The 18598-nt window shown below is 61.6% G+C and carries 21 protein-coding genes; 11 read left to right on the plus strand and 10 right to left on the minus strand.

What is annotated here, in order from left to right:
• Positions 1–288, plus strand: a 288-nt coding sequence (locus BMY36_RS06855; RefSeq protein ID WP_336469875.1) for a transposase, incomplete at its 5' end; no start/stop codon positions are given.
• A gap of 233 nt (positions 289–521) precedes the next feature.
• On the opposite strand, the gene BMY36_RS06860 is transcribed toward BMY36_RS06855, so the two are convergent.
• Genes BMY36_RS06860 through BMY36_RS06870 form a run of 3 tightly spaced genes read right to left on the minus strand, consistent with a single transcriptional unit; the run spans position 522 to position 3220 of the window.
• Positions 522–1874: a glutamate--cysteine ligase gene (locus BMY36_RS06860; RefSeq protein WP_050518398.1), complete on the minus strand. Its 1353-nt coding sequence runs from the start codon at positions 1872–1874 to the stop codon at positions 522–524.
• Positions 1875–1934: 60 nt separating this feature from the next.
• Positions 1935–2483 carry a hypothetical protein gene (locus BMY36_RS06865; RefSeq protein WP_050518397.1) on the minus strand — a complete coding sequence of 183 codons (549 nt, stop codon included), beginning with the start codon at positions 2481–2483 and terminating at the stop codon, positions 1935–1937.
• A complete protein-coding gene (locus BMY36_RS06870) occupies positions 2480–3220 on the minus strand; it encodes a 16S rRNA (uracil(1498)-N(3))-methyltransferase (RefSeq protein WP_050518396.1) in 741 nt (246 codons plus the stop codon). The genes BMY36_RS06865 and BMY36_RS06870 overlap by 4 nt, the downstream gene beginning before the upstream one ends.
• An 11-nt stretch (positions 3221–3231) precedes the next feature.
• Between BMY36_RS06870 and ubiA the strand changes: the two genes are divergently transcribed.
• From ubiA to BMY36_RS06885, 3 genes are read left to right on the plus strand one after another with little or no spacing between them, the layout of a single operon-like run.
• Positions 3232–4200, plus strand: coding sequence for a 4-hydroxybenzoate octaprenyltransferase (gene ubiA, locus BMY36_RS06875; RefSeq protein ID WP_050518395.1), 969 nt, complete (start codon positions 3232–3234; stop codon positions 4198–4200).
• Positions 4201–4257: 57 nt separating this feature from the next.
• Positions 4258–6216: an OmpA family protein gene (locus tag BMY36_RS06880; protein ID WP_050518403.1), complete on the plus strand. Its 1959-nt coding sequence runs from the start codon at positions 4258–4260 to the stop codon at positions 6214–6216.
• 60 nt (positions 6217–6276) lie between these two features.
• Positions 6277–6609, plus strand: a complete 333-nt coding sequence (locus tag BMY36_RS06885) for a hypothetical protein (RefSeq protein WP_050518394.1) — start codon at positions 6277–6279, stop codon at positions 6607–6609.
• A 68-nt stretch (positions 6610–6677) separates the two neighbouring features.
• Here BMY36_RS06885 and BMY36_RS06890 read toward each other — a convergent pair whose 3' ends face one another.
• Positions 6678–7481, minus strand: a complete 804-nt coding sequence (locus BMY36_RS06890; RefSeq protein WP_074818528.1) for a protein-disulfide reductase DsbD domain-containing protein — start codon at positions 7479–7481, stop codon at positions 6678–6680.
• 147 nt (positions 7482–7628) lie between these two features.
• On the opposite strand from BMY36_RS06890, the gene BMY36_RS06895 reads away from it, so the two are divergent.
• Positions 7629–8183, plus strand: a complete 555-nt coding sequence (locus BMY36_RS06895; protein WP_050518402.1) for a YqgE/AlgH family protein — start codon at positions 7629–7631, stop codon at positions 8181–8183.
• A 90-nt stretch (positions 8184–8273) separates the two neighbouring features.
• Here BMY36_RS06895 and BMY36_RS06900 read toward each other — a convergent pair whose 3' ends face one another.
• Positions 8274–9833, minus strand: coding sequence for a D-alanyl-D-alanine carboxypeptidase family protein (locus BMY36_RS06900; protein WP_244888659.1), 1560 nt, complete (start codon positions 9831–9833; stop codon positions 8274–8276).
• 232 nt (positions 9834–10065) lie between these two features.
• Positions 10066–10779: an HAD family hydrolase gene (locus tag BMY36_RS06905; RefSeq protein ID WP_050518391.1), complete on the minus strand. Its 714-nt coding sequence runs from the start codon at positions 10777–10779 to the stop codon at positions 10066–10068.
• Between the two features lie 106 nt (positions 10780–10885).
• Between BMY36_RS06905 and clpS the strand changes: the two genes are divergently transcribed.
• The 3 genes from clpS (at position 10886) to BMY36_RS06920 (ending at position 13117) form a co-directional block, all read left to right on the plus strand.
• Positions 10886–11206: an ATP-dependent Clp protease adapter ClpS gene (gene clpS, locus BMY36_RS06910; RefSeq protein WP_050518390.1), complete on the plus strand. Its 321-nt coding sequence runs from the start codon at positions 10886–10888 to the stop codon at positions 11204–11206.
• Positions 11207–11278: 72 nt separating this feature from the next.
• Positions 11279–12280 (plus strand): class I SAM-dependent methyltransferase, encoded by a 1002-nt coding sequence (locus BMY36_RS06915; RefSeq protein ID WP_050518389.1) that lies wholly within the window; start codon positions 11279–11281, stop codon positions 12278–12280.
• Between the two features lie 15 nt (positions 12281–12295).
• The gene (locus tag BMY36_RS06920) at positions 12296–13117 is read left to right on the plus strand and encodes an SDR family NAD(P)-dependent oxidoreductase (RefSeq protein WP_050518388.1); all 822 of its coding nucleotides are present in this window, start codon (positions 12296–12298) and stop codon (positions 13115–13117) included.
• Position 13118: 1 nt separating this feature from the next.
• Here BMY36_RS06920 and BMY36_RS06925 read toward each other — a convergent pair whose 3' ends face one another.
• Positions 13119–13520 (minus strand): hypothetical protein, encoded by a 402-nt coding sequence (locus BMY36_RS06925; protein ID WP_050518387.1) that lies wholly within the window; start codon positions 13518–13520, stop codon positions 13119–13121.
• 154 nt (positions 13521–13674) lie between these two features.
• On the opposite strand from BMY36_RS06925, the gene BMY36_RS06930 reads away from it, so the two are divergent.
• The 3 genes from BMY36_RS06930 to BMY36_RS06940 all read left to right on the plus strand — a co-directional run bounded on the left by BMY36_RS06930 (position 13675) and on the right by BMY36_RS06940 (position 16088).
• Positions 13675–14388, plus strand: a complete 714-nt coding sequence (locus tag BMY36_RS06930) for a M48 family metallopeptidase (RefSeq protein ID WP_050518401.1) — start codon at positions 13675–13677, stop codon at positions 14386–14388.
• Positions 14389–14469: 81 nt separating this feature from the next.
• Positions 14470–15738, plus strand: coding sequence for a DUF2254 domain-containing protein (locus tag BMY36_RS06935; protein ID WP_050518386.1), 1269 nt, complete (start codon positions 14470–14472; stop codon positions 15736–15738).
• Positions 15739–15818: 80 nt separating this feature from the next.
• A complete protein-coding gene (locus BMY36_RS06940) occupies positions 15819–16088 on the plus strand; it encodes a DUF6455 family protein (RefSeq protein ID WP_050518385.1) in 270 nt (89 codons plus the stop codon).
• A 32-nt stretch (positions 16089–16120) separates the two neighbouring features.
• Here the strand turns inward: BMY36_RS06940 and plsY are convergent, their stop codons facing one another.
• The 3 genes from plsY to BMY36_RS06955 all read right to left on the minus strand — a co-directional run bounded on the left by plsY (position 16121) and on the right by BMY36_RS06955 (position 18555).
• Positions 16121–16729: a glycerol-3-phosphate 1-O-acyltransferase PlsY gene (gene plsY / locus BMY36_RS06945; protein WP_050518384.1), complete on the minus strand. Its 609-nt coding sequence runs from the start codon at positions 16727–16729 to the stop codon at positions 16121–16123.
• Entirely contained in the window at positions 16722–18008 is a 1287-nt protein-coding gene (gene pyrC / locus BMY36_RS06950; protein WP_050518383.1) for a dihydroorotase, read from the minus strand. Before pyrC ends, plsY begins: the two co-directional genes overlap by 8 nt.
• Positions 18009–18093: 85 nt before the next feature.
• Positions 18094–18555 carry a hypothetical protein gene (locus BMY36_RS06955; protein WP_231579653.1) on the minus strand — a complete coding sequence of 154 codons (462 nt, stop codon included), beginning with the start codon at positions 18553–18555 and terminating at the stop codon, positions 18094–18096.
• Positions 18556–18598 lie beyond the last annotated feature (43 nt).

Here is an 18598-nt window from a genome sequence, read left to right on the forward strand (position 1 = left end):
ATTCCGCCGCGCAAGAACGCCAAGCCATGGAAACCCGACACTCCTGGCGCGATCGCGCGGAACGAGGCCCTCCGCGCGTCGAAACGCTTCGGCCGGACGATATGGCGACGATGGAGCGGCTATCACCGCCGAAGCCGCGTCGAAACAAAGATGCACTGTGTCAAACTGCTGGGTCAGCGCCTTATGGCGCGGGACTTCGACCGTCAGGTCGCGGAGTTCCAAGTTCGTGTTGCCGTCCTGAACGGCTTCACCACTCTCGGCACGCCCATTACAGAAGTCGTGGGATAAGTCTGTCCGGGGATAGGGGAACCCTCACCGTCAGACCATTTGTGCAACAGAGCCGCTTCACTCCATAAATGTATTTTGTCGCATCAATCGCCAAATGCGTTGATGTGAAGCGAGACGACACAATGCCGTCTGGTTACACTGCCCTTGGACAAATTTCGAAATTGCTAAATCAGATGGACAAACCCTGAAAAGCCCGCCCGATTTTAGTTTCTTTGAAAAGCTGACAGCCCACTCTAACTTTGCAACTTCGCCGCCGTATAAATCCGCCCCAAATCACCAGCCCACTCACCGTTGTACAACGCCAAATACCGGTCCGCCTGCGTCATCCCCGTTGCCAAACTCGCCTCCAATGGGGCCAAAAGCGCCGCTTCCCCCTGCCCCCGTGCGGCCAACCCGGCCGTCGACAAACCAACGGCAGCCCGCGCCAAATCCAGCAGTTTCACGCCGCCCGCCTCGCCCGCCAGCCCGGAAACGGAGGCCGCCACGCGCAGCCCTTCGCGGGTTTCGGCGTCCAGCCCTTTGACCAAATCCCAGGCCGCATCCAGCGCAGCAGAATCATACATCAACCCCACCCAAAACGCGGGCAGCGCCAATGTGTAATCGCGGCTGCCTATATCGGCCCCGCGCATTTCAATGTATTTCTTCACCCGCGCTTCGGGGAAAACGGTGGTCATATGGTCCGCCCAATCAGACAGAGTTGGTTTTTCGCCCGGCAGCGCAGGCAGTTCCCCTTTCAGGAAATCACGGAACGATTGGCCCAGCGCGTTGATGTAAACCCCATCGCGGTAAACAAAATACATCGGCACATCCAGCACCCAATCAACGTAGCGTTGAAAGCCCATGCCATCTTCAAACGCCCACGGCAGCATGCCCGTGCGGCTGTTATCAAGCCCCCGCCAAATCCGGCTGCGCCACGATTTATGCCCGTTCGGCTTGCCATCAAAAAACGGCGATGACGCGAACAGCGCCGTCGCCACAGGCTGCAATGCCAGCGACACCCGCAGTTTTTTCACCATATCCGCCTCGGACGCGAAGTCGAGGTTCACTTGCACCGTGCTGGTCCGGTACATCATCTGCGTGCCATGCGTGCCCACGCCGCCCATATAATCGGTCATCAACCGGTAGCGGCCTTTGGGCATCCGGTCCATCTGGTCATGCGACCATTCGGGCGCGGCCCCGACCCCGAGGAAACCCACGCCCATCGGGTCTGCGATCTGCGCCACCTCGGCCAGATGATTGTCAAATTCCGCCGCAACCTGCCCAACCGTCTCCAGCGGTGCGCCGGACAATTCAAACTGCCCGCCGGGTTCCAAACTGACGTTCGCACCATTGCGCACAAGGCCAATCAAATGGCCTTGCTCGCTGACAGGCTCCCAGCCGAATCGGTCGCGCAGCCCTTCCAGCATGGCGCGCACGGACCGCGGCCCATCATAAGGCAACGGCGCATGGGTATCGGTTAAAAATCCGAACTTTTCATGTTCCGTTCCGATGCGCCAATCGGCGGCGGGTTTGTTGCCGCTTTCCATATAGGCGGCAAGCTGGTCGAAACTTTCAATGGGGCCGCCACCGGATTGGGGAATGGACATGGGAAAGGCCTCGCATTGGGGGTTATCAATATCGGCGTAACGACTGATGTTTTGCGCGGCTCAAGTCAAGGCTGCGCGTGCAGGATGCCGCCAGATCACGCGGGTGTCAGGGCCGATGGTAAGGGCGTGACCAGCGGGGGCGGTGGTTTTGGGCGCAAGGGCTGCGACCAAAGCGCCCGTATCCATGCCGGGCAGACTGGCAAAAGCGTCAAACAAACGGTCCGCGCCCATCGCGGCCACGGGAATGTGCAAGGTTTGCCCATCGGTTTGGCGCAACCGCCAAACGCGCTGGCCGTGTTGGGTCAGCAACCGCAGCTCCTCCAACTCGCGCAGAGCCAATGCGCCGCCGGATGTGGGGCCGAAATAGCTGACTTGGCCTTCAATCAACTCCACCACGCCCGGCGCATCATCGGTTTGCGCGAAATGCAGGCGCCGCCATGCCAACAGGCCAAGGCCAAGCGCCAGCGCCACGATCAACGCGCCGATAGGCAGCAGCAAGAACCCGCCAAGGAGGGCCAGCCAAAGACCGATCACGCCAAGCGCAGCCGCGCCAAACACCCCGCGCCAGCGCCACAGGGCCGCGCGCGCTTCCTCGCGGACAAAGCTCATGCCCAATCGCCCAAATGCGCTTGCCACAGCGCCAATGCGGCCACCGCCGCCGTATCGGCGCGCAAAATGCGGGGGCCAAGGCTGGCCTGCACCACTTGCGGCATCGCGGCCAATTGCGCTTGTTCTGGTTCGGAAAAACCCCCTTCGGGACCAATAAGGATCGCCCAAGGGCCAGCGTTCCCTGCCCCCGCATCCCGCGCAGGCAAGGCCGTCACCACCCCCGCCAAATCTTCATTGCACCACAAAATGCGGCGGTCTGCGGGCCAACCTGCCAACAGCTTTGCCAGCAGCACCACATCATCGACCACAGGCAAAAAAGTGCCGCCGCATTGCTCCGCCGCCTCCACCGCATGGGCGCGCAGTTTATCGACCCTTATGCGGTCGGCATTGGTGAAGCGGGTTTGCACGGGCATAATGCGCGCGGCCCCCAATTCGGTGGCTTTTTCCACAATAAAATCCGTGCGCGCCTTTTTGATGGGGGCAAACAGCAGCCACAGGTCCGGCGGCATCTGCAACGGCTTGGTTTGCGCCACACACACCAGCAAACCCTTACGCTTGCCCGCCTCCGCCACCTCGGCCCGCCATTCACCGCTTATGCCGTCAAACAGCAACACCGCAGACCCGACGCCAAGCCGCATCACGGCAAACAGGTAATTTGCCTGCCCTTCATTTAGGGCAACGACTTGCCCCGCCCCAAGCGGGTGATCTACAAAGAGTCTGATTTTTGCATCATTCATCGGGGCAATCTATGACCGCGCCACAGCAAACACCAGAGGGCGGATATGTCGCCGATGCCCCCGCCGGCAATTGGGTGGACCGCTTTGCGCCCGCGCGCAGCCGCCCCTATCTGCGCCTGTCGCGCGCGGACCGGCCCATCGGCACATGGTTGCTGCTTATTCCCTGCTTTTGGGGGCTGGCGCTGGCCGCAACGCCCACGGGTTTCACCGCGTTCGATCTGTGGATTGCGCTGGGTTGCACGCTGGGGGCTGCGTTGATGCGGGGTGCGGGCTGCACGTGGAACGACATCACCGACCGCGATTTTGATGCCGCCGTGGCCCGCACCAAAAGCAGGCCCATCCCATCGGGCCAAGTCACCGTGAAACAAGCGCTGGTTTGGATGATCGGGCAATGCGCGCTTGGCGCGGCGATACTGTTCACGTTCAACACGCTGGCGGTTACGCTGGGCGTGGCATCGCTGGCGCTGGTTGCCGTGTACCCTTTTGCCAAACGCTTCACATGGTGGCCGCAAATGTTCCTTGGGCTGGCGTTCAATTGGGGCGTTTTGGTCGCTTGGGCCGCACATGCAGGCACCTTGCCCCCTGCTGCAATTCTTTTGTGGCTGTCCGGCATCGCATGGACCCTGTTTTACGACACCATCTATGCCCATCAGGATAAGGAGGATGACGCGATGATTGGCGTCAAATCCACCGCGCGGCTGTTTGGCGACAAAAACACCAAAATCTGGCTGCGCGGGTTTTTCATCGCCGCCACCTTGCTAATGACCGTGGCCGTTATTCAAACCCTTGCCCCGCACGCGCCCAGCTTGCCCAAACTGGTCGTCGCCTTGGTTGGCGTCTGGGGGTTTGGCTGGCATCTGGCGCAGCAATTGGCGCGGCTGGACACCACAGACCCTGCCAAATGCCTTGTGCTGTTTCGCTCCAACCGAAATGCGGGCCTGATCGCTGCGCTGTTTTTTGCCGGTGCGGCATTGCTTTGATTGAACCTTGCGCATCAAAGGCCTATGGAATGTGCAGTCGTCTATAGCAGTGGCCTGATGCATCTTCGTAAAACAGTTCTTACCGTCGCTGCCGTGCTGCTCGCCGGCCTTCTTGCAACGCTTGGGGCGTGGTGGTCGGCGCTGGCCATTGAAAACCGGTCTGCCGCTGCCGTGAAAACCAAAATCCTGACCGAAGGAATCACTTGGGTCAGCGTTGAGGCGAACGGGCTGCAAGTGCGCCTGATCGGCGTCGCCCCGAATGAAGCATCGCGGTTTCGCGTGGTGAATATGGCAGGCACCGTGGTGCAATCCAGCCGCGTGCGCGACCAGCTAGAGGTGACGGCGATGCGCGCGATCGAGGCACCGCGATTCTCGCTGGAAATTCTGCGCAATGATGATGGCATCTCCCTGATCGGCCTTGTGCCGGGCAAAGAGGTGGACGAAACCCTGACCACCAGCATCGCGGCAATCACCCAAGGGGCCGAAATTTCTGACATGTTGGAAAGCGCGGATTATCCCGCCCCCGACGGTTGGGATGACGCGCTGACCTATGGTTTGGCGGCGCTGCGCCTGCTGCCCCGGTCCAAAATCTCGGTGGCCGCCGATGCTGTCACCATCACCGCCATTTCCGAAAGTGTCGACCAAAAGCGCAAGCTGGAGGCCGATCTGGCCCGGCTTGCCCCTTCCAACCTACGGGTAAAGCTGGATATTTCTGCCCCCCGCCCGGTGCTGACGCCCTTTACCCTGCGCTTTGTGCTGGATGATGCGGGCCCCCGGTTTGATGCCTGTTCCGCCGATACCGAACGGGCGCGCACGCGTATTTTGGCGGCAGGTGTGTCGGCGGGTATCACGGGCAAAACCAGTTGCACCATCGGGCTTGGGGTGCCATCGCCGCGCTGGTCCGAAGCGGCCGAACTCGGGATCAAAGCGATAAAAACCCTTGGCGCGGGCACCATCACCTTTTCGGATGCGGATGTGACCCTGCTGGGGGCCACAACCACCACGCAGGCCGAATTTGACCGCGTTGTTGGCGATTTGCAGGCGGGGCTGCCGCCCGTGTTCTCGCTTGATGCCACCTTGCCGCCGAAGGCCGCGACCAGCGTGGCAGGCCCCGCCGAATTTACCGCCGTTCTGTCGGATGATGGGCGCGTGCAGTTGCGCGGTCGCCTATCGGATGATGTGCTGCGCTATGCCGCCGACAGTTATTCCAAATCGCAATTTGGCGCGGACCGCGTGTACACCGCCACCCTGCTGGATGAAGATTTGCCAGATGGTTGGTCCGTGCGCGTGCTGGCGGGCCTCGAATCACTGGCGCTGCTGCATCATGGGTCGCTGACCGTGCGCGCCGACACGGTAGAGGTGACGGGGGTTACCGGGAAACCCGATGGGCGCGCGCGCATTTCGCAAATTTTGTCGGACAAGCTGGGGCAAGGCAAAACATTCCGCATCAGCGTGACCTATGACGAACAGTTTGACCCGCTGGCCGCCCTACCCACCCCGCAGGAATGTGCCGCCGATATGAACGCGGTGATGAAGCGCGAAAAGATCACATTCGCGCCCGGCTCTGCCGAAGTTGATGGGGCCGCGTCCAAAATCATGGGCGATCTGGCCGCGATTTTGGGCAATTGCCCCCCGTTGGAACTTGAAATTGGCGGTCACACCGACAGCCAAGGGTCGGACGCAGGCAACCGCGCCCTAAGCCAAGCGCGCGCGGAGGCGGTATTGACCGCGTTGCAAGGGCGCGGGTTGCAAGTCGCCGGGTTCAACGCCAAAGGATACGGCGCGGACACGCCCGTCGCCGACAATGGCACCGAACCGGGCCGAGAGGCGAACCGCCGGATCGAATTTAAGCTGTTGAACGTGCCCGCAGATGTCGCCCCATCGCCAGTTGCGTTGGCGGATGCAGCACTTGCTGGGCAGCAAAACGCAGCCCCCAGCGCGCAAACCGTTGACGGTGAAACCTTTGTCTTTGCGCCCACCGATGAAAAATGGCGGCGTCCCCGCCGTAAGCCTTAAACTGTGAACTGTAAGCCGCAACTGACCTAAATCCGCCCTTCTCTACAGGTAACGCCCCCCATGAACCGCACCGAATTTATCATCGCCACCACCATCATTTTGTTCGTGGCTTTCATGCTGGGTTGGTTCACGCATTGGGTCCTGCACCGCTTTACCCGCGTGGCAGGCGGCGATGTGACAGAGGTGGATAACCTTGCTCAATCCCTGCATGAGGCCGAGGAGATGCGCGACCAAGCCATCTTGTATCTGGAACAGCGCGAGGCGGAATTGACCAACCAAATCAGCCAGACAGAGGCCGAACTGCGCGCCGCAATGGAAGGTCTGCGCGAGGCGCGGCACGAGGCCGAAGAAATGCGCGCCTATATCGAACGGATGCACAGCGCAGCCAGCTAACGGTCGCAGGCGCAAACGGCGCGCCCGCTATTTGGGCAGTCGTTAGGATTTGGCGTTAGGGTTTGGCGTTAAGGTGCGGCGCAGCCTTTTACTTCTACCGCGCGGTGTTTGCCCAACACGGTCACCACAATCGCATCGCGTTGCAGCCCGAACGCACCGCCCGTTGGCCCCACCATATCCACTACCGCGCGCAACTGCCCGCCGTTGCGGGTCACATCGGCAGGCGACACCCAAACACCCGGCAGCCCCGGTTCCAGCACAACCACTTCTGGCCCGCCGGTCGATGGCATGGTCAGCACCGCCGTCACCCGCAGCCCATCCTTTTGCGGCGTCACCTCACATGTGACACCCGTCACCCCCGCCTCCTTGGCGGTGGAGGGTCGCTGGCCCAGCGCGCGGCGAATGGTGGCATCGGCCACACCGGGGCGCGGCAAATTTGCGCCCACCTGAAAGGATGCGGGCACGCAAATATCCGAACACACGCCCACATCGACCGCCGCCCGCAGGTTGACGGGTTTTGTGGGGTCAATTGGCACCACCTCAACAGGCAAAACCAATTCATGGCTGTACCCGATGGATTGCATGCCGCCCACATGAAACACCTCGGGGCGCGGCCAATGAAAGCGCACTGATTTCACGTTCTGCGACCCCGACCAGTCAAAATGCGGCGGTATCCCCGCATCGCCCGGCGCGCGCCAATAGGTTTTCCACCCATCCTGCAACGTCAGATGAAACGCCACCATCTGCCCGCCGCCTTCGGTCTGCCAGCCTGCGCGCAAATCGGCGCGCAACACGTCAGGCTGCGCATGCACCGGCCCGCCCATCAGGCAGGCGACAAGGGAAAACGCGATCATAAAGGGTCTATGTGTCATACCGCCCAATTAGACATCCCGCGCGCCATTGCACAACTGCACGCGCGCCAAATTTTGCCAACAATCGCGTGATCTTGCCGCAAGGGCCAATTAGAACTTGAGGAATGGCAACCCCCGGCCCATGTTACAGGTATGGAAACGCACGCGATGAACCTGACCGGCAGCTTGCTGATCGCCATGCCGGGGCTGCAAGATCCGCGCTTTGATGCAGCGGTGATCTTGATCTGCGCCCATTCCGCAGATGGGGCGATGGGGTTGATTGTCAACAAACCCGTCACCGATCTGACCTTTGCCAAACTGTTGGAACAACTCGGCATCCCGCACCAACCGCAGGGGCGCGGCATTTCGGTGCATTTTGGCGGCCCGGTGGAACGCGGGCGCGGTTTTGTGCTGCATTCGCCCGATTACAAAACCAAAGATGGCACGATGGACATCGCGGGCCGCTTTGGCATGACCGCGACCCAAGATATCTTGCGCGCGCTTGGCCGGGGCGAAGGGCCGTCCACCGCCCTGCTTGCACTTGGATACGCCGGATGGGGACCGGGCCAGTTGGAGGAGGAGATTGCCCGCAATGACTGGCTTACCTCTGATGCGCCCGACACGCTGGTGTTTTCGACCGAGGATGCGGGCAAATGGGCCACCGCCCTGCGCCATATCGGGGTGGAACCGTTCGCGCTGTCGGCCACGCCGGGCCGCGCCTGACCCTTTGGCACGGCACTAAATAAGGGCGTAGGGTGGGTGCAACCCACCGCCCCCTGGGCGCCCTAACCAACGCGCCCGGCTAACACCTCCTTAAGGCCCAATCGTGAAACATTGCATGGCGCGGGCTTGCAGCCGCCGACAGGCCAAATCCGCCTGTTCTTGCGTCAATCCCATGTAATTTGCGTCATATCCGCCTTTGCGCTCCATCACTTTGCGCAACCCATCGCGCAACGTGGTGCTTTCGGCCAATGCGATCTGCATCAGGGTCCGTTCCGCTGTGGCGCGTGACGCATAGCGCCCCACATTCACACCCCAATGCCGCCCGCCCGATGTGGACACCCGCGTGACCACAACCGGGGCCGCTTTTGGTGCATCCTTTGCAGGCTCTGCCGATGCCATCAGCAATTTGGCTGGGCGGCGCTGGGGGGCCGCGTCTACGGCAGGCGCACCAACCACACCCAGCGGCTTTTCAATCGTCACCACTTCGGCCCAATCGGCCGCCGCAACCTCTACCTGCTCTGGCTCTGGCGCGGGTTCGATTGCGGCCACCACGGCGGGGGCCGCCGACGCTTGCGCCACCACTTCGGGCGCCACGCCCGTCACTTGCGCCAACATGCTGGCAATATCATCCTGCATTGCCACAACCGCGTTCGCTGTGGCCGCAATTTTATCATCACTCATGGGCCGCGATTTGGGCCGGGGCGATGATTTCACCGATGTCACCAAGCGGATCGTCTTGCCTGCACTGCGCCCTTCACCATTGCCTTGGGTGGACCCGGTGCCCACATCCAGCGTGGTATCGGCCACCACTTCGACATCGCCGCCGGGCACATTGGCAGGCGCAGGGCGGCGCACCGCCACATTATCCTTGGCCGCGCCAAAGCCCAAATCCATCAGCCCGGCCATCTTGGCATTGCGGTGCGCAGTGGATTGCCCGCCAAAAACGGTTGCAATAATCCGCTTGTTGCCGCGTTCCGCCGATGCGGTCAGGTTGAACCCCGCCGCGGATGTGTACCCGGTCTTGATCCCATCCGCGCCCTTATAGGCGTCCAGAAACCGGCGGTTGGTGTTGCGCACCGTTGTCATCCCTGCATCGGTCGAACGCCGCGAGAAAATGTTATAATATTCGGGAAAATCATAAAACAACCGCCGCCCCAGCGTGTTCATGTCCCGCGCGGTTGACAGATGCCCGGCTTGCGTCAATCCATTCGCATTCTTAAACGTGGAACTGCGCATCCCCAGCGCCTTGGCTGTCTGGGTCATGCGGGCCGCAAACCGCGCCTCATTGCCACCCAGATGGTCGCCAATCGCCGATGCCGCATCATTGGCCGATTTCACCGCCGCCGCCCGGATCAAATACCGCAGCGCAATCTTTTGCCCTGACTTCAACCCCAACCGCGATGGCGGCTTGGACGCCGCATTTTTCGACACCGTAATCATGGTGTCCAGCGTCACCTCGCCGCGCCGAATGGCGTCAAACGCGATGTACAGCGTCAACATTTTGGTCAGCGATGCCGGGTGCAACCGCGCATCGGCGTTTTGTTCAAACAATGTCTCGCCGCTGCGGGCGTCAATCACCACCGCCGCATAAGGGGCAGAATGCCCCGCCCGAACGGAGATGCCTGCGAACAACGTCGCCAATGCTAACAATAGAAAAATTCGGGCGAATAGCCCTTTAAGCGATGCCAATTCGCTGGTCCCTTTTTCTGCCTCATCATGCCCCTATTTTTTGTGGGGCTTTTACTGCTTACGAAAACCTAGCACGGAAGCGGCCAACCGGAAAACCCCAAATTTATTGCAGTATCAATGGGTTTCGGCCCGTTCCTCATATTCAGCGGCAACTTGCCTATATCTAGGGGGCGCGGGCCCCGCTATCCCCTAGCTATTGGGGTGTGCGAATATGCAACGCCTGCAACAAAGCTGTCAGCCCCCCCAAATCGGGCAGGCTGTGAAAGCGCGGGTGGCCCAGTGGCGCCTCCGCCTCCTCCAGCGCCCAGGTGACGCCATGCGGAATATGCACGCCGTACCCGCCCAGCGCGATCACAGGCAGCACGTCCGATTTCACCGAATTGCCCACCATCACCGACCGTTCCGCAACACCGCCATGCCGCGCAAACACCCGCGCATAGGCATCTGGCGTTTTGTCCGACACAATTTCAACGCCGTGAAACAATTCCCCCAGCCCCGATTGCGCCAGCTTACGCTCTTGGTCCAGCAAATCGCCTTTGGTGATCAACAGCACTTGGTGGTCGGCGGCGGCCGCGATTACCGCCGCGCGGGCATGGGGCAACAATTCAATCGGATGGGCCAACATCTCGCGCCCCACTGCCAAAATCTCGGCAATCACCGGGCCTGCCACGCGGCCTTGCGTCACCTCAATCGCGGTTTCGATCATCGACAAAACGAACCCTTTGATGCCAAATCCGTAGTGCCCCAAATTGCGCCGTTCCGCCGCCAGCAGGCGTTCGCCCAGATGCTCGGGCGCGGCATAATCCGACAGCAGGTCCAAAAACCGCGCTTCGGTCAGCCGAAAAAACGCCTCATTCTGCCAAAGCGTATCATCTGCATCAAATCCAACTGTCGTGATCGCCCGCATCTTGCACCGCCCCTTTTGCCTTGGGCAGAAAAACGCTATATATGAGCGTAACGCAACAACCCGAATCCCAACGGAGCAGTCCCAAGTGCCGCAAAAGCCTTTCCAGATGTCTGAAAAGCCGGATGGACCCGATGGTGATGCCTCCCTGTTGACCAAGCCCAAAACCAACACCCAGCGTCCACCGATGTACAAGGTGATGATTCTGAACGACGATTACACACCGATGGAATTTGTTGTGCATATCCTTGAACGGTTTTTTGGCCTGTCCCATGCGCAGGCGTTTGAAATTATGCTGACCGTGCATAAAAAAGGGTTGGCGGTGGTTGCGGTGTATTCGTTTGAAGTGGCCGAAACCAAAGTGGCGCAAGTCATGGATTTCGCGCGCCGCCATCAGCATCCATTGCAATGCACCATGGAAAAAGAGTAAGTCCGCAGGTCTGCGCTTTGCGCATCCTGTTCCCCCTATAAAAAGGATGATGGCCGTGTCTTGCGGCTGCCCATGCGTTCAGATCGTTTGACTTTCGCCTTGCGCGAAAACTCCCTCAGCTTGCCCGATGCGGGCGATATTTTGGTTCTGCGCCCTGCAGGCAGCGACAATTTGTCGGCGCTGCCCAAAGCGCGGTTGACCGTGGTGCAAGGGATGCGCCCCGATTATGACGCCTTTGCGCGGCTGGGCTATAACGTCCTGCCCGACCTTCCGCAAAACCACCGTTTTGCTGCTGCACTGGTCTGCGTGCCGCGCGCCAAGGCGCAGGCCCGCGCGCTGTTGGCCGATGCCGCAAGCGCCGTGGGGCCAAAGGGGTTGATCATCGTTGACGGCCAGAAAACCGATGGCATCGACAGCCTGTTGCGCGATTTGCGCCAGCGGTTCACCCTGTCCGATACGGTCGCCAAGGCGCATGGCAAACTGGCGACCTTTCAGCCCGGCGATGATCTGATGGTCGATTGGCGCGCCAAACCGCTGCAGCTTGATGGCGGGTTTCAAACCCTGCCCGGCGTGTTTTCCGCCGATGGTCCAGATGCAGGCTCCGCCTTGCTGGCCAGCCATTTCCCCGAAAAACTGGGCAATCGCATCATTGATCTGGGTGCGGGCTGGGGCTACCTCGCCCATGCCGCCTTGCAGAACGCCGCCGTCAAAGAGGTGCATCTGGTAGAGGCAGAGGCGTCTGCCCTAACTTGCGCCCGCGCCGCGATCACCGACCCGCGCGCGCAGTTTCACTGGGCCGATGCCACCAGCTTCAAACTTGATCGCGGCGTGGATACGGTGATTTGCAACCCGCCGTTCCACACCGCCCGCGACCCCGATCCGGCCTTGGGCGAGGCGTTTATCCGCGCCGCTGCCCGCCTGTTGGCCCCGCACGGCACCTTGTGGTTGGTGTCCAACCGCCACCTGCCCTATGCGCGCACCATCGCCACCCTGTTTCGCGAGGTAGAGGAGTTGGGCACAGATCCGCGTTTCCGCATCACCCGCGCCGCCCGCCCCCACCGCGCCATTCCCTAACCCAAAGGACCGCCCATGTCGTTTTCCCTAACCGGCAAAACTGCCATCGTCACCGGCTCCGCCGCTGGCATCGGCCTGTCCATCGCCCGCCATTTTCTGGCCAAAGGGGCGAACGTCATGTTCGCGGATGTGGATGAGGTCCGCTTGGAAAACGAATGTTCGGTAGAGGCGCGGGCCGAAGGCGCTTTGCGCTATTTCGGCGGTGATCTGCGTGAAAAACTGACCATCAACAACCTGTTGTCCGCCACCATCGACGCCTTTGACCGGGTGGATATCTTGGTCAACGCGTCACGCAAAATGGTCCCTTCCGATCCCCTGAACCCCGACGAGGATGCGGTGGAACAAATGTGGCAGCAAAACCTGCTGACCAGTCTGCGCCTGTCGCAAATGACCGCCAAACGCATGATATTGCAGGCGGAAAAACAGGCGGAAACCTCGGGGGAACCCGATGGGGTGATCGGCTCCATCATCAATCTGTCGTCCATCGCCGCGCGCCACACGCAGCCGCAACTGCTTGGTTATTCCATTTCCTGTGCGGCGGTCGAACAAATGACGCGCTCGCTGTCCGTGGCGCTGGCCCCGCACCGTATTCGCGTCAACGCGGTGTCGTTCGGCTCCGTCCTCAGCGACAGTTTGCAAGCGGCGATCAAGGAAAACCCCGATTACCGCGATGCCATCACCGCCGCCACGCCGCTGGGCCGCATTGCCGCCGCCGATGAATTGGCCGAAACCGTGCAATATCTTGCGTCCGATGCCTCTGCCTTTATGACCGGGCAAATCATCACGCTGGATGGTGGGCGCGGGTTGATCGACGCGGTAAACGCCCCCGCCCACTAACCTATTTCGGGTGTTGCGCCTTGCAACTGGCCACATCGCGCACCGCCGCGCGTTCCAGTTCCGCGCGTTTTTTGCGCATTTCCGCCAGCTTCACGCGTTCATCCGCTAGGTTGATCGCTTGGGGCCGGGTTTCGGTGTAATATTGGTCGTCCATGCACATTTGCGCCGATTGTGCGGGGCTGGTCGCGGTCGCTGCCTGCGCAGGCACGCACACGACCCACACGGTCCGGCTTCTTTGCACCTCCACATAGGCAAAGCCGCGGTCGATATTGCCCTGCGTCTCAGTGATCAAGCGGTCCAAAATCCGCGCGTCGCGGGTGGCGCTGGCAATGCAGCGTTCCTGCGGCGTGCCGCAGCCTGCCAACAGGGCCAATCCCAAAACCATCAAGCCCAAACGTCCCATATCAGCCCCCAAAACCATTTCCCAACCCTAACGCAAGCCAAGCGCCCCCACCATCCCCTCCTCACAACGCTGTGTAACACTGCGCGGCGCTAAGGGGCTTTTCGTACCCCGCACTTCTGCTACATAGAACGCACACAGCAAGGGAATGGATGTCATGCGGCTGATCGGATTACTTTTGGGGCTAACCTTGCTGGCAGGCTGCGTGGTCCCCGCGCAAACACCCCAATCCCAAACCCGCCCCGCACAATCGGCCGCCCCAGCGCAAACTCTGCCGCCCGCCACCGTCGCGCGCAATTTCGTCAGCGCGGTCGATGCGGTCGAACCCGTGGCCGAGGCGTTTTGCCGCGCGCGCACCCGCAACCAAAACTGCGATTTCCAAATCGTGGTGGATGATCGCCCAAATCAAGCCGCCAACGCGTTTCAAACGCTGGATGCGAATGGCCGCCCCATCCTTGGCTTCAACCTTGCGCTGATCGCCGATGCCCGCAACATCGACGAAATCGCCTTTGTCATGGGCCATGAGGCGGCGCACCACATCCTTGGCCACATCCCCCAGCAACAAAAAAGTGCGACCAGCGGCGCGCTGCTTGCAGGCATCTTGGTCGCGGTTGGCGGCGGCGGCGAGGCGGCGGTCCAACAGGCCCAGCGCATGGGGGCCACGGTCGGCGCGCGCCGCTTTTCCAAAGGTTTTGAACTGGAGGCAGACGCGCTTGGCGCCGAAATCACCCAGCGCGCCGGGTTTAACGCCTTGCGCGGGGCCGCGTTTTTTGACCGTCTGCCCGATCCCGGCGATCAATTCCTTGGCAGCCACCCGCCCAACGCCGCGCGCCGTGAAACGGTACAGCGCGTGGTCAGCGGGCTGCGCTAACCGCCCCTGCCCCGCGCCACACCGCCCTTGCCAGCCCGCCCCCCAACGGCCAAGCTGGCTCAAAGGCAAAAGGGGATTGCGATGATTTCCAAATGGCGGCTGTTTTTGAAAGACTCGCTGCAAAAGCTGTGGGTCGTGGCGCTGCTTTACGCCGTGCTGGCGCTGGTCACCAATCTGGCGGCCACCATGATCGGGCCGCTGTTGCCCCAAGGTTTGGGCGGGTTGCTGGGCGCAGGCGCGGTTGAGGCGGTTCTGACCATCCTTGCGTCATCCATGCTCACGGTGGTCACCTTTTCGCTGGGCATTATGGTGTCATCCCTGACCGGGGCCGCCGCCGCTGTCACCCCGCGCGCAATTGCGCTGCTCAAGGCGGACCGCACCACCCAGCGCGTGCTGGCCACCTTCCTTGGGTCCTTTCTGTACAGCTTGATCGGCATTGTCGCGCTAAAGGCGGGGGTGTTGACCGACAATGACCGCCTTGTGCTGTTTGCTGTGACCATCGCCGTTATCTTGATCGTGGTCGCAGCGATTTTGCGCTGGATTGACCACCTTACGGTGTTTGGCCTGATGACCGATTCCATCGACAAGGTCGAAACCGCCACCGAACGCGCCATCGCCGAACGCATCAACGCGCCCTATCTGGGCGGCCACCGCCACGCAGGCCCGCCGCCGCCCGCCGCCCATGCGGTCTATCCCGCGACCATCGGTTATATCCGTTATATCCACATGCAAGCGCTGCAAAATTGCGCGGCCGATATGGATTGCCAGATCTACCTTAACGCCCTGCCCGGCAGCTTTGTACATCCCGGTTGCCCGCTTTTGCACCTGCTTGGTGATTTGCCCGATCATAGCCGCCATATCCTGAACGCCTTTACCATCACCGACACCCGCAGCTTTGACCAAGACCCGCGTTTTGGCCTGTCCGTCATGGCCGAAATCGCCGAACGCGCGCTGTCGCCCGCCGTCAATGACCCCGGCACCGCGATTGATGTGTTGGGCCGCGCTGTGCGTTTGCTGGCCCCCTTGGCCGCACCGCGTGCCGCCAGCCTGTCCTTTTCGCGGCTGTGGGTTCCGCCCATTGCATTGGCCGATATGTTCGATGATGTGTTCCCCCCCGTTGCGCGCGATGGGGCGGGGTTGTTTGCCGTGCAAATGCGGTTGCAAAAGGCGCTGCTGGCGCTGTCCCAGATCAACCCGGTGTTTTTCGGCAAAACCGCTTATGTGCAATCGCAACAGGCGCTTGCGCGTTGCACGCCGCAGTTGATGGCGCATGAAATTGACGCGATCACCACGATCGGCGCCCAGATCGCAGACACCGCTGGCCCGCATCCCACACCCAAATCAATTTAACCCCCGCATTTGATCTGCGTCAAAGCGGCGCAGGCGCGCGTGCCCCATGCTGACCCCAGAACGCATAAAGGGAACGCACCATGATCGGATATGTAGACGCGCCTGTAACTTGGGGTTTGGTCCGTGGCATGGCCCGGCGTGCCGGGGTCGATGTGCCCCGCGCTGTGATGGATGGCTGGATGACCCGCGCCGATCTGGCCAAAATCGTCGCCCGCTGTCAAACCGGCGATTGCGCCAAAAGCTGCATGGATGTGCTGGCACACCCCAGCACGGCCAACCAATCCCCACCCGCCTTTTGCGCCATCCGCGCCGAGCTGGAGGCGCTGGCCCCCGAAACACCCGCGCATTGATAAAGGTATCGGGCTAGGGCATCCCCCCCCACCTAGCCCTTTTTGCCAATCCGCGGTTCAGTGCCCGCGCGGATACGCCTGATATTCTCGGCATGCCGCCAATAGACCATCAGCGTCAACACCACGCACAGCGCCACCATATCGCCATGCCCAAACATCAACATCCACAGCGCAGCAGAGGCCGCAGCAACCAATGCGGCCAGCGACGATATGCGCCCCAGTGCCGCCACCGCCAACCATGTACCGCAGGCCGCCAACCCCACAGGCCAGGCCAGCGCCAACAGCGTGCCAAGGAATGTCGCCACCCCTTTGCCGCCGCGAAACCCCGACCACACCGGGAACAAATGCCCGAAAAACGCCGCAAACCCCGCCAATTGCGCAGCATCCGGCCCGACAATCGCGCGCGCGATCAACACCGCAATCCCGCCTTTGCCCGCATCCAAAATCAACGTGGCCGCCGCAGCCCCCTTGTTGCCCGTGCGCAAAACATTGGTCGCCCCGATGTTGCCCGACCCAATCGCGCGCAAATCCCCAAGGCCCAAGCCGCGGGTAATCACCACCCCAAACGGGATCGACCCCAGCAGATAGGCCAGCACGGCCACCACCGCCAAAACCATCGGCGCGCTTGTGATCTCAGGCATCGGCAAACCCTTCTGGTCCGAACACTTGGATGCCCGCGACAAAGGTGGCAATCACCCGCCCCTCCATCCGCTGACCGTCAAATGGTGTGTTCTTTGATTTCGACTGTAGCGTCCAGCGATCCAGCATGAAAGGCGCGTCCGGGTCAAACAAAACCAGATCGGCGGGGGCGCCCAACGCCATGCGCCCTTGCGGCAACCCCAACCGTTTGGCCGGGTTCAACGCCATGGCCCGAAACAGCGTGGGCAAATCCATCGCACCCGCATGGTACAGGCGCATCGCGGCAGGCAAGAATGTCTCCAACGCGACAGCGCCCGCCGCCGCCTCTTCAAACGGCAAACGCTTGCTTTCTTCATCTTGCGGGCTGTGCATGGAACAGATGATGTCGATCAGGCCGGATGCCACCGCCTCGACCACCGCCACGCGGTCCTCCTCCGCGCGCAAAGGCGGAGTGAATTTGAAAAAGCTGCGGTAATCGCCCACGTCCAACTCATTCAAGGTCAGATGGTGGATCGACACGCCTGCGGTCACATCCAACCCATTCGCCTTGGCGCGGGCCAGCGCAGGCAAGGACCGCGCGCAGGTGATTTGGTCCGAGTGATAGCGCACACCCGTCATTTCAACCATGCCAATATCGCGGTCCAACCCAAGGCGTTCGGCCATCGGATGCACACCCGGCAGGCCCAAAAGCGAGGCAAATTTGCCATTGGTCACCGCCGCCCCGCGCGACAAGCCGGGGTCTTGCGGATGCCCTATCACCAAGGCCCCAAGGCCGCGCGCATAGGTCAACGCGCGGCCCAAAACCTTGGTATCGCTGACCACATGGTCGCAATCCGTGAACGCCAGCGCCCCCGCGTCCAGCATGAACCCAATTTCCACCATTTCACGGCCCTGCCGCCCCTTGGTCAACGCCGCCATATGATGAATGCGGACCAAAGATTGGGCGGCGCGGCGGGTCACAAATTCCAACACCTCGGGCGTGTCAATCGCGGGGGCCGTATCGGGGCGCGCGATGATGGTGGTCACCCCACCCGCCGCCGCCGCCCGCCCGGCAGAGCGAAAGGATTCGCGGTGGCGTTCCCCCGGCTCGCCGATCTTGACCCCCAGATCAACGATGCCGGGGGCCAGGCATTTGCCGCCGCAATCAATCACTTGCGCGCCTTTGGGGGGGGACGCTGCCCCAATCGCTGCAATCACGCCTGCGTTCAAGATCAGGTTGCCGATACTCTCGGTCCCTGCCTCGGGGTCGATAATCCGCGCGTTTTCAAAGTAAAGGGTCATGGGCGGGGTCCTTGATGTGAAACGGCGCATTCGGGGGCGCGGACAGACAGGAGGTATTTAAGCCAAGCCGAAGGGGGAAGGCAGATCATTTGGCCAGCCCCGCTTTGGCCGCGTCAATCGCTGCGACCACGGCGGCCCCATCGGCCAGATATTTCATCAGATATTTGTCGCCGCTATGGGTGATGACCTGCACATCACCAAGGAAACGCCGCGCCAAACGCAGCCGCGCCAAAGGCACCTCGCGCCCGCCGGGGCCTTGCAGGCGTTGGTCGGTCAACCGCCAGCGCGCCTCCAGCGCCTCGGACGCGACATACCAACCGCGCGCGCCCAGCGCCAACACCGCCGCCACCGGCCCGACCCAAGGCGAGGGGTTGCCGATTGCCACCAAAACCACGCCCGCGATCACACCACCAAGGGCCGCCATAACCGCGTGACTGCGCCAATAGGCGGCGGGGTCGGCGGGCCATTCGGCCAGCACATGTTCGCCCGACCGCAAGGGGGACATCGCGACAGCCCCCATGATCGAATCGCGTGGCAGTTCAGCCATCAACAGCCCCCTTTGGTTGTATGGCAGGGCAACCCCGCACCGC

It is taken from the genome of Pseudorhodobacter antarcticus (assembly GCF_900110135.1).
In the GTDB taxonomy this organism is placed as follows: Bacteria; Pseudomonadota; Alphaproteobacteria; order Rhodobacterales; family Rhodobacteraceae; genus Pseudorhodobacter; species Pseudorhodobacter antarcticus.

Coding starts and splice junctions, on each gene's coding strand:
- BMY36_RS06860 (WP_050518398.1), bottom strand. CDS start 1,874: ATGTCCATTCCCCAATCCGGTGGCGGCCCCATTGAAAGTTTCGACCAG.
- BMY36_RS06865 (WP_050518397.1), bottom strand. CDS start 2,483: ATGAGCTTTGTCCGCGAGGAAGCGCGCGCGGCCCTGTGGCGCTGGCGC.
- BMY36_RS06870 (WP_050518396.1), bottom strand. CDS start 3,220: ATGAATGATGCAAAAATCAGACTCTTTGTAGATCACCCGCTTGGGGCG.
- ubiA (WP_050518395.1), top strand. CDS start 3,232: ATGACCGCGCCACAGCAAACACCAGAGGGCGGATATGTCGCCGATGCC.
- BMY36_RS06880 (WP_050518403.1), top strand. CDS start 4,258: ATGCATCTTCGTAAAACAGTTCTTACCGTCGCTGCCGTGCTGCTCGCC.
- BMY36_RS06885 (WP_050518394.1), top strand. CDS start 6,277: ATGAACCGCACCGAATTTATCATCGCCACCACCATCATTTTGTTCGTG.
- BMY36_RS06890 (WP_074818528.1), bottom strand. CDS start 7,481: ATGACACATAGACCCTTTATGATCGCGTTTTCCCTTGTCGCCTGCCTG.
- BMY36_RS06895 (WP_050518402.1), top strand. CDS start 7,629: ATGAACCTGACCGGCAGCTTGCTGATCGCCATGCCGGGGCTGCAAGAT.
- BMY36_RS06905 (WP_050518391.1), bottom strand. CDS start 10,779: ATGCGGGCGATCACGACAGTTGGATTTGATGCAGATGATACGCTTTGG.
- clpS (WP_050518390.1), top strand. CDS start 10,886: ATGTCTGAAAAGCCGGATGGACCCGATGGTGATGCCTCCCTGTTGACC.
- BMY36_RS06915 (WP_050518389.1), top strand. CDS start 11,279: ATGCGTTCAGATCGTTTGACTTTCGCCTTGCGCGAAAACTCCCTCAGC.
- BMY36_RS06920 (WP_050518388.1), top strand. CDS start 12,296: ATGTCGTTTTCCCTAACCGGCAAAACTGCCATCGTCACCGGCTCCGCC.
- BMY36_RS06925 (WP_050518387.1), bottom strand. CDS start 13,520: ATGGGACGTTTGGGCTTGATGGTTTTGGGATTGGCCCTGTTGGCAGGC.
- BMY36_RS06930 (WP_050518401.1), top strand. CDS start 13,675: ATGCGGCTGATCGGATTACTTTTGGGGCTAACCTTGCTGGCAGGCTGC.
- BMY36_RS06935 (WP_050518386.1), top strand. CDS start 14,470: ATGATTTCCAAATGGCGGCTGTTTTTGAAAGACTCGCTGCAAAAGCTG.
- BMY36_RS06940 (WP_050518385.1), top strand. CDS start 15,819: ATGATCGGATATGTAGACGCGCCTGTAACTTGGGGTTTGGTCCGTGGC.
- plsY (WP_050518384.1), bottom strand. CDS start 16,729: ATGCCTGAGATCACAAGCGCGCCGATGGTTTTGGCGGTGGTGGCCGTG.
- pyrC (WP_050518383.1), bottom strand. CDS start 18,008: ATGACCCTTTACTTTGAAAACGCGCGGATTATCGACCCCGAGGCAGGG.
- BMY36_RS06955 (WP_231579653.1), bottom strand. CDS start 18,555: ATGGCTGAACTGCCACGCGATTCGATCATGGGGGCTGTCGCGATGTCC.